Below are 10,639 nucleotides of genomic sequence, written 5' to 3' on the forward strand. Positions count from 1 at the left end.
TCGTCTGCGCCAAATGAATCGTCTGCGCCAAATGAATCGTCTGCGCCAAATGAGTCGTCTGCGCCAAATGAATCGTCTGCGCCAAATGAGTCGTCTGCGCCAAATGAATCGTCTGCGCCAAATGAATCGTCTGCGCCAAATGAGTCGTCTGCGCCATATGAATCACCTGAACCAAATGAGTCGTCTGCATCAAATGACAGCTCTACGCCTGCGCCTCTGGAGTAAAGCTGAGACTGTTCTAGCTTGCTGACATTATCAACAATATCATACACCCCAGATGCAACAGTCTTTCCTACATAAACCGTCCCAAGTGCAATGGGTAAAACGGCCATTAAATTAAACTTCATTGATTATCCTTAAGTTAGATAGTGTTTAGTCTGTGAATATAGCCACTAAGCACATTTAACAACTGCGTCTTAGCAACAGAAAAATAGCTCTCCCAATACTGTGGAGCAATATGGTTTATATGACTTGCGAGAGTCACACTTAAATACTTTAAAGACCCACTGAGCAAGATTTTGCGTGCCGTGCACTCACCTTGCTCCAAGTCATATACAAAATCATTGAGAGTTGTGATCAAATCCAAAATTCGTTGGCAGCCTTCGATCTCCTGCTGCACTGTTCTAAGCTGTATTTGTCCTTCCAGCTCCACCCTATCAATCACCCTTGTATTCCCAAATTGCAGCAAGTAAGACGCAATAGTTTGTCGTATGATTGCAACACTTTGTTTTGTGTCGTCTTCACTAGGTGTGCTAAAAAAGAGCTCAAGTGTACAAGCTGCCGTACCTTGTATGTATGCTCCATCGCTGGCATTAATAATCGTCGCGTTATTGTTCCTAGAGATAAGCGCTTCTAAGCTTAACCTTGCTTCATTTAAAATTCGGGTACTTTGCACCACACCACCAAAGTTCCCTTTTACACTCAACTCCGCATGCATTTTGTTCAAAAATAAAGGGTCTTGTTTGTCGTGATACTGAGAATGCTGGCTATGATGTTGCTGCTCATCACGAAAACCAAAGTCGCAACCGATGAGTGCTATATTTGTAAAGCCCAGCTTTAGCATGATGCTCAAAGCCGCATTAGCAACTGTAGGGTTACAATGGTACAAAGGTTCAAATGTATTATCACTCTCTCTGAGGAGCTCAGTGCCAATATCATTCGCTTTTGGAAAAACTAACTTATACTCAAATAGAGCTAATAGTTTTGGCGAGACAGTATTAAGTGTGAGTAATATGGTGTTCTTTAAACGGGGATCAGATAACGAATCAGATTTTAATTCAAATATATCAGCGGTTCGCTCCATCTCAACATGAAAGTCAGGGATGATACCCAGCCTAAGTAAACTCGCGACTGCCGTACCACATGAGACAATAACCAAGTCTTGCACTTGAACCAATTTTTCTATGTCTTTATCTAAACTTGGCCCATTACCCACTATAATAACTTTAGGCTGAGTCGCAAAGTACCGCGCTAACTTGGGCGTAGACTTAAAGATATGTTTTTGATTTTCAATTGTATGAGATAACCCGATCAACTCATCTTCAAAGAACCCCCACATACTAGCTAAGCGATTACGCCAAGATCTAAATTTTTCTACTATCTCGTCATACAATGATGTGTTGTAGTGGCGAAACAGGCTAATATCTGCAAGTAGATGGTACCCGTGTTTTTTCAATAATGACTGCATTGAACCAATAAAATCAGTGTAGCTCTCAATGCTTAGAATAAGGAGTTCTCCACCTTGTTCTTGGCAATGAGCTTGTAATTGCTTAACATCAATGTGATGGCAAGCTAACTCCAATGAGTTAGAGTCGTTCTCAATAATAATCACATCCGTGTAGTTAATTTTTTTTAGCAAGGCAGGTATCTGTAATCCAGCCCCCAACCCTAAAAATATTATCGTACTTCTCTTTGGCACTGATGACTTCTTATAGCCTAGCTCCATGGCGTACTCTGTCATCACAGATATAAAATCCTGATGAAGGTATTTTGGTACCTTTGGAGCCCTGAAGTGCATAGATAAATGAAGTGGTGAAGATAAAAACAGCTCGGCCTGTTCTTCACAAAGGCGCTTAGGACAACCTGGATAAAAAGAGCGCTCAAACACCTTTATACGCTCCGATTTATCTAACAAGCCACCACTAGATAATGCTTTGCTACTCAAGTGAGCAATCATCTCTTGATTCTTAGCAAGCACCTTCAAACTTTGGTTGTGCTCCATAACCATTTCCTCTAGTCCCTATTACGCTTGCAAAGCATACCGTATTGTGTCGATATACAAAACATTTTAGCCACATAAATACGCCGCGCTGTACAAATAAAACACAAGGCTCATTCATAATACAATATAATCAATAATATATAAAAATCAGTGTATTACTGCATACGTTATTTTATTTATATAAAAGCAACTGTAGGAAACAGGAATACTTGATAAAACCCTGTTAACCCTTTGCCTCCTTCCCAAGACACGATAAACTATCCATACTTATCTTTAGGAGCTGAACTTTAAGCGTGAAGTCGCATTTAGGCCGCCGAGCTTTTTCTGCAATGGAGTTACACACCCTATTCCATGGCTATATTTATGGTGATGAAAAGCTACCAAGGGAGCAACCCAAACATTGGCATTTTTGGATGCCACTTATCGCTTATTATTCGGGGGCATATAGTGACGAAATAAGCAGCTTGTCGCTCACCGATATCATTACGCATGAATCAGTTACAGGCTTTCATTTCTATACTCATGGCAAGCTAAAGCCTCGATTTATCCCTATACATACAGCACTATGGCAAGCTGGATTAGAGCAGTATATTCACTTTGTCACAGCACAAGGCCATACACGCTTGTTGTTTGATTTACCGTCTAAATCAGGACGATTTAGTGAAAAGGTAAGGATCTGGTTTTCTGGAGAGGGAGAGCGACTAGGCTACTTACAAAAGTGTGGTTTACCTAACATAGATCAGCAAGGACACAAAACAGCCATTAGCAGTTTGAGATTAAACTTTGAACAACAGGTCAGGATCGCAGCAATTCAACGTGCTCACAAACCTGCATTTCATTATCTTATGGGATTAAAAGATGAGGCCTTGTTGCAACAGCCAAGCTCTATCACTCTGAAAAAAATAATCGCCCCAATTCGAGTCATCAATAGCAATGTACACTGGCAGCGCTTTCTTGAAAGGCATAGCTGATTAGCTGATTAGTTGATACTAAAGTAGCCTGTATCAATAGACACTAGACTATTTCCCTTCACTATTTTGCGTTTAACTTTTGCTAGAACAGAACGCTTCAACCTTACACAACCGTAAATGTTTTGTAGCAGCTGGCATAATGTTGTGTGCTAAAACTGGAAGAGTTACTAGTTTATGGGGAGTTACAGGGTAAAGTTATATAACGTTAAGAGCCACAAATTTACGCATAAAAAAACGCCACCCTGAGGGCAGCGTTTTTTAATTTCTTATAAACTAATCTAGATTAGTTAGTACCAGTTACTGGAACTTCGTTACACTCAAGCTCAACAGTGCCTGTAAGTGCGTTGCCATCGTCCTGTACATCTTCAAATTCGAACGTTTTAGACTGACCACCACCATCTACTTTAGCACCACGGATAGTTGCACGTACTTTGTAGTTTCCGCCTACTTCAAGACCTGAAAGCTTGAAGGTTGAGTTGCCTAGCGCCTGCGCTAATGAAGCAGCTTTACCATTTTTTGCATAAGTTACGATAGAACCAGAAAGGTTAGCAGTTTTAGTCGCATCAGCAGCACACACACCGTTCAATGTAATGTTTTTCTCGATGATAGTCGTATCTGGACCATCTAAATCAACCTCAACATTACCACAGATAGACTGATTAGTTTGTACGTACCAATCATTACCAGCTCTATCATACACACGAACCTTTGCAACCGCATCTTGTGAAATACCAAATCTAGCAGTTGATGCAGGTGAAATAACTAGCTTTGTATCTGAACGAAGGTAAGTTGAGATAGAACCATCTGGTGAAGTCATTGCTACAGCTAAGCCTGTTGCTGGTAAAGTGCCGTCAACAACTTTAACAGTGATACCTTTATCACATACTGGAACGTTCTTGTTAAGAGAGAAGAACGTTAAGTGATCTGTTGAGAATGTAGCAGGGAAAGTGCCATCTTCATTGGCTTCGCCTACTGTTGCTGTAATAGTTTCTTGAGTCCAAGTACCTGTTACTTCATCATGTGAAGAAATAGCTAACTCTTGATTTGGCTCTACAGCACTGTTAGCAGGTAGGTCTACAGTAACACTGATTGGGCTAGAGAAGTTTTTGATCTTAGCACCTGTCTCATCAGACATTGTAATGCTTGTTACACCAAGAGGCTTAAGCACTTGAGTTGTAGACTCGCTGTTCAAACCATCAGGGATGATTGCACCTGTTTCTTCATTGCTTGAGTCAGCAGCAACAACATTCATAGTTACTTCAGTACCCGTGATAGCTTCACCATCAGCATTTTGGAATACAGTGTTAGCTGGTACAGTAACGCTTGAGCCAGCAGTGCCTTCTTCAGCAGTAGCTGTTACAGCTTCTGCAGTTGTGCCACTTTCTACAGTCGCTTTCTTAGTTTCTACTTTTACGCCAGTTGTCTCAACAGAAACCAGACCGAACTCAAGTGGAATATCGATTTCACCTTCGTCTAGTTCAGCTGACAAATCAACAACAAAACTCTTAGAGATGTAGCCTTCAGCTGATACTAGAGCTGTTACTTCACCTGATGCGCCTTCTTTTGATAAGAAGGTAAAGTTACCAGTTTCATCAACTGTAACCATGCTCAAGTCTTCGTTGTTCACGTCAGTCAAGTTAGTTGCAGCTTCGCCATCAACTAGGAATGATACTGTCGCGCCTTCCAAAACATCTGAGTTAGCTCTGTTTACAACGTTTACAGAGAAAACTTTGCTTGGTTGCTCAGTTACAAGCGTATCCGGTACAACGATCTCTGTTGGAGTTGGAGTTTCAGGTTCTACAACAACGTTATTGTCGTTGTCGCTAAAACAACCCGTTAACGCAAATGACGCAGCGATAGACACTGCAAGAAGTGATTTTTTATTAGCAAGCATGATTAGTCCTTGTTCCATTTTTTTTGCAAAGGCCACAACAACCCCCGCAGAGTTTTGTAAATCAAATATATACTATAGAAAATTCTATAGTAATTTCAAATTATATAGTTAAGCAGTAATTTTAATACCATACAAGACAAAAACAGCATAAAGTTTTGAATTTAAACTACAGCTGAATGTACTACTTATACATGTATGCTATTTCCAGTTTCAACATTCTCATTGCTGGTTGAATCTTTCTCAAACTGCGCCCGCTACATCACTCCATTATTAAAGAAGTACATAGCTTAGCTATATTGCCCTTTTCCATTTAAGCGCCGAGCTCAAGTCTAACATTAACACCCTCTCGTAATTACGCCGTAGAATACGGGGAGATGCTTTATTATACAAGTCTTGACGCTTAAAAAACACCCCAAAACATTACTTTTCAGCAAGTTAGTAATATTAAAGTTGTATGACGGCTTTTTACTGTCACAATATCCACTTAACGAAATGTTAAGTAAGCTTCTCTCAACCTAGCCAAATTGCCGTAAATATAGCTACTAGACAACCGTCCTTGGTTTAACAATGTTCTGTTGATACTTACTGGGGTATCAAGTTGTAGTGCTTTACCAATCGCTAAGTTGTTGTGTTCCTCACCTATTCGAGTACTTACCGTATGTCGCCATGCCTCATTACCTTTAACTTGGCCATAAGGCGTTGCTGCCATATCTTTTCTCGGTGTTAAAGGAATACTGAAAGCAACCCCTACCATTTGAACATCGGTGTCTTGAGCAAAAATTGATACGTAGCTGTCGCCAAACCAAAAACGCGTTTCCAATTTTACGCCACTGTCTTCATAAAAGAATCTACCCGCAGTTGCATGAAAGCTAACATCTTGCTCAACCCAGTTATAACGATATGAAAGTGTCTGATAATCTCGCTCAGCGTCATAGTCTTCATATTCTAAGTAAGCTAGATCAGCTGTAATTTGATGGCGGCCATTGTCACTTAGCCATGATGTCTCATTTTTGATACCAACGTAATCATGAAACTCTTTAAAGAAGCCAACATGTGTCTGATTGTAAATACCATAGGGGAGTTCCAAGGTCTGATATAAAGTTGCCTGCGTTATCCCGCTTTGCTTGGCAAAAGGGCCAAATGGACGATGTGATTCAAAGTCATCGGTTTTCGCCACTTCAGTTTCAGCCACTACACTCAAGCCACCACCATACCACATTGGCATGTCAACAGCGGCGCTTACGGCTAATGAAAAGTCATATACACCTAATTCTGTCGCTAGGTTAGTATCCAAAGATGGACCTACCGTTAATCTAGGCTTAAAGTAGGGGCTGTTAGTTTTTGGCATACCCACCCATGATACACTGCCGATTGGTTCCATTTCACCAGGGCGGATGTCCATATCAGGCGTTACACTTGTATTGATAAATTCTCGGTAATTATCAACATGTCCCCTGACTGATAGCATTGGCATACCACGATTAAGTAATTGTATGCTGTATTTCGCATTGGGCTCATCTATATGTTCTGCAATTCGGCCTAATACAACCCCAATTGCATCGATGTCATTGCGATTAAATACGTAGTTTTCAAAGCTCACAACAATATGCGGATCGCGGTTAAAGCCAACACTTACCGCTTCAAAACCATCATCTAGCAACGCATTTTTTAACTCGCGCGCTTGCAATGTCAAAGACTTGCTATAACTATCACGCTCAGAAATCTCTTGCTTAGCTTCATCCAGTGGTTTTTGAGCTAGCTCTCGCTGTTTTTGATAATGTGCTTTAAACGCAGCCTCACGTTTCAAGTGATTATCTAAAATAGGTGCCGGTGCAGCTTCTGTCGGATCGTTAAGCTTGGCTTGAGTAAACAGAGGCATAGTGAAGTTAATACCCCAAAATGTATCTTTTTCAGCGTGGTCGGTATTACTGTAAAATTTGCTTGTAAGGGTTAACGTACCCACATCATAAAGCCATTCTTTTGGTACTGTAAGACGCAGCCCTGCATTCACCGCATCAGCATCGTGCTCTAGCTGTAAAGCAAACCAATCAAGTGGTTGCCATTCGATGCCTGCAAACGCACCGTCCATTTGCCCTGTTACGCGATCACTAACGGCGAAGCCTGCTGAAAATCTAAAGTCATTCCATTGACGGGACCCAGCTAAATAATACGTTTCATACTGGTTAGCAGCCCCCCCGATATCTTTTGCTCCGATAGCGAGGTTGAACCACTCTTTTGGTACAAAAGGCATTTGGTATTTTAAGTTAAATGACAAGTCTCGAATTTGCCCTTCACCTTTTTTTACAATCAAATTATCGTGCATTGAGTTAGAGGCAATCATACCACTCACCTCTAAACCATCAAAAATACCTGCAGAAAAAATGTAATTATGCCCGTCTACATACTGTTGCCCAGAAAGGTCTAGCTGGTTGTTGTAACCAATATCAACACTCCCTTTTTTAAGCACTTCTGCACTAGGAGTATTAAGTAGGCCAGTGTACCCTGCAAACGCAGTGTAATTATTTATTTGGGTATCGGCTAATGCAGGTATACTCGTAAGTACCACTCCACCAGCAAGAAGTGTTGTTATTTTTGACATGTGCGCAGACCGATTTTTATTTTAAATTCTTGAATCAATGTGGCAAAACCCAATTTAGCCCTACCACGGTCATAATATTACTATGTTATCGTATATTGATATGTGTAAAAACCCAACCCCTTTACAAAAGGTAACTAGGCTAAGTATCTAATTTATCGATATTCTTTACTACTATTTATGTTTCAATACGCAAAACCCAAACAATGAACTTAGTGTAACAGTTAAGTTAAAACATTATAATGCTGACGAATATTCACAACCGATAGGCTAAACTCAGGGTGATCGTAAAAGCCATCTCTAAACATTACGGAGCTTGACTACATTTTCCTGTGTTTCTCGGTGAGCTTCTGGCACTTGGCGTTTTTCATTCCACACCAAGTCACAAATACCGTCTGTAGGATTAAATCCTGTAGGAGCTTCTAACAATAGTTTTCGAATAAGCTCATGATCAAAGTTATGGCATGCAGCATCCATTGCGCTAACAAAAGTATCTAACTCTGCCATTGGCAATTTAACTTCATTGGCCGTCATAATTCGTGGATGAGAAGTATCTTTTACATTGTCGCCAATAAGTAACTCTTCATACAGTTTCTCACCAGGACGCAAACCTGTGCACTGAATCTCTATATCCCCATGAGGATTTGATTCTGATTTAACTTCGAGACCTGATAGGTGCACCATTTTGGTTGCTAAATCTTTAATCTTGACCGATTCACCCATATCCAAAACAAACACATCCCCACCTTTACCCATAGCCCCAGCTTGAATTACTAACTGAGCAGCTTCAGGTATCGTCATAAAAAAGCGAGTAATATCTTTGTGCGTTAAAGTGATTGGCCCACCTTCTTTAATTTGCTTACGGAATAAAGGCACCACAGAACCACTCGAACCAAGCACATTGCCAAACCGAACCATGCAAAAACGGGTATTTTTTGATGTTAACTTACTTTCAGCCAAGGCTTGTAACACTAACTCTGCCATACGCTTAGTAGCGCCCATTACATTGGTAGGGCGCACTGCCTTATCTGTAGAAATCAATACGAAAGTCTCCACTCCTGCATTAATTGCAGCCTTAGCCGTGTAATAAGTCCCAAATACGTTATTACGCACCCCCTCAACCACATTTTGCTCGACAAGCGGTACATGCTTATAAGCCGCAGCATGATAGACAGTTTGCACCCCAAAGGCTTTCATGCAAGTTTCAATACGGTTGATACGTTGCACCGACCCCATCACTGGTATTATTTCCAATGATACTCCTTTATTCAATGCAAGCTGGTTCAGTTCTTTTTCAATACTGTATAAGCCAAACTCTGACACTTCAAAAAGCACCAACTTTTTAGGTCCGTTTAATATAATTTGCCTACAAAGCTCAGAACCAATAGAGCCTCCAGCCCCTGTAACCATAATGACCTTACCTTTGATATTAGCGGCCATTAGCTCTGGTTGAGGCGTTACAGGATCACGCCCTAATAAATCCTCAATTTCAACTTCCTTGATTTCATCCAATTGCGCTTTCCCGTCAATCACATCAGCCATACCTGGCACTGTCATTACTTCAAGCGGTAGCTTTTCTAACTTGGTAAGTATTTCTTTTCGGCGAGAGCGAGGTGCACTAGGCAAGGCCAGCAGAACCTTACATACCCGCTTTTTGTCGATCAGGTTATAAATTTCATCAAAAGCGACTACAGGGATACCTTGAATAATGGCATTATGCTTGGCCTCATCATCGTCTAAATAAGCTGTCACATAATAATCAGGACCTGTTGCTAATGCGGTTGCTAATTGCCGGCCCGCATCTCCGGCTCCATATATAACCACGGGTGTTTTCGTAAAAGAGGTTAAGCGCCAAATAAGTGCCCTTACCAAAATGCGCGAACCGCCCACAGACAGAATCATCAGCCACGCATATATGAATGGCATAGTACGAGGAATTGCTGTCTGTGTAAAAAATGAAGACAGCACTAAAATAACAGTACTTATAACCGTACCTAGGACAACTGCGCCTACCGCATTTGCACCTACATAACGAAGTACCGCTCGGTATAATCCTAACTTTACAAAAACCAACAAACTAATAGGCAACAGCAAAGCGAGGATTAGCCAATTCTTAAAATTAGTCAGCGGCGCTAGGCTATCTAACCTAACGACAAGTGCCAGCCAAAACGCTGAGAAGATAAAAATAGAGTCTAAAGCGAGCGTGAGTACACGCTTTTGGCTACGAGAAGCCCCAAGTAAGGCACGAAACCAACTGTCCATTGTGTTCCCTTTTTATTCCAATCCGAATTAAAACCGCAGACGAACTAAAGCATAGTACATGCTGCAGTATACACAAAAGTAGCAAAAATGTATGAGGAAAATATAAAGAAGCTCGAGTTAAAAAGAGAGTCTCTTACATTAATGTTTACCAACTCTGTCTCCAGAACCACTCCCTGTTACCGTCATCAATATATATTTGAAATAATTAGCAACTGTCAAAGTATCAATCATTTTTCTATCCGTTTTTGCAAGTAATTCAGGGGTAGACATATCGATTTCATTAACCTGTGCAAGACCAGTAATTCCAGGCCTAACTGAGTATATGCCTTTCGCTTCTCTCGCATGTGTGAGCTCTCCTTGATTGTAAAGACCAGGGCGTGGACCTACCAAGCTCATTTCACCTTTTAGTACATTCCAAAGTTGTGGAAGCTCGTCTAGTTTCGTTTTGCGAAGAAAATGACCAAATGGTGTAATCGAAGAGGCACTCGCAAGGTGACTTGCCACAGAAGCCGTATCCACTTTCATCGTTCTAAACTTAACTAAAGTAAATGGTTTTTTATTTCTACCTACACGCTCTTGAGTAAAGATTGGTGAGCCAGTATCAAAGAGGCCAATAACGTATAAAATAACCAAGAAAGGAAATGCGAATAAAAGGCCAAATAAGGCAAATAAAAAATCGAGTAAACGTATCATTA

6 protein-coding genes and 1 pseudogene are annotated in these 10,639 nt (G+C 40.8%); 1 reads left to right on the top strand and 6 read right to left on the bottom strand.

What is annotated here, in order from left to right:
* Together BIW53_RS20895 and BIW53_RS11105 are read right to left on the bottom strand one after the other, a co-directional pair.
* Positions 1-347, bottom strand: a pseudogene (locus BIW53_RS20895) (hypothetical protein); the annotation flags it as partial.
* 14 nt (positions 348-361) lie between these two features.
* The gene (locus tag BIW53_RS11105; RefSeq protein WP_070991943.1) at positions 362-2,221 is read right to left on the bottom strand and encodes a motility associated factor glycosyltransferase family protein; all 1,860 of its coding nucleotides are present in this window, start codon (positions 2,219-2,221) and stop codon (positions 362-364) included.
* A gap of 293 nt (positions 2,222-2,514) precedes the next feature.
* Between BIW53_RS11105 and BIW53_RS11110 the strand changes: the two genes are divergently transcribed.
* Complete coding sequence (locus BIW53_RS11110) at positions 2,515-3,192, top strand: site-specific integrase (protein ID WP_070991944.1); 678 nt, start codon at positions 2,515-2,517, stop codon at positions 3,190-3,192.
* Positions 3,193-3,475: 283 nt separating this feature from the next.
* Here the strand turns inward: BIW53_RS11110 and BIW53_RS11115 are convergent, their stop codons facing one another.
* The 4 genes from BIW53_RS11115 to BIW53_RS11130 all read right to left on the bottom strand — a co-directional run bounded on the left by BIW53_RS11115 (position 3,476) and on the right by BIW53_RS11130 (position 10,637).
* The gene (locus BIW53_RS11115) at positions 3,476-5,086 is read right to left on the bottom strand and encodes a hypothetical protein (protein ID WP_070991945.1); all 1,611 of its coding nucleotides are present in this window, start codon (positions 5,084-5,086) and stop codon (positions 3,476-3,478) included.
* 484 nt (positions 5,087-5,570) lie between these two features.
* A complete protein-coding gene (locus tag BIW53_RS11120) occupies positions 5,571-7,685 on the bottom strand; it encodes a YjbH domain-containing protein (RefSeq protein ID WP_084228134.1) in 2,115 nt (704 codons plus the stop codon).
* A 297-nt stretch (positions 7,686-7,982) separates the two neighbouring features.
* Positions 7,983-9,944, bottom strand: coding sequence for a polysaccharide biosynthesis protein (locus tag BIW53_RS11125; RefSeq protein ID WP_070991946.1), 1,962 nt, complete (start codon positions 9,942-9,944; stop codon positions 7,983-7,985).
* Positions 9,945-10,082: 138 nt separating this feature from the next.
* A complete protein-coding gene (locus tag BIW53_RS11130; protein ID WP_070991947.1) occupies positions 10,083-10,637 on the bottom strand; it encodes a sugar transferase in 555 nt (184 codons plus the stop codon).
* Between the last annotated feature and the right edge of the window lie 2 nt (positions 10,638-10,639).

The organism is Pseudoalteromonas byunsanensis (assembly GCF_001854475.1).
In the GTDB taxonomy this organism is placed as follows: domain Bacteria; phylum Pseudomonadota; class Gammaproteobacteria; order Enterobacterales; family Alteromonadaceae; genus Pseudoalteromonas; species Pseudoalteromonas byunsanensis.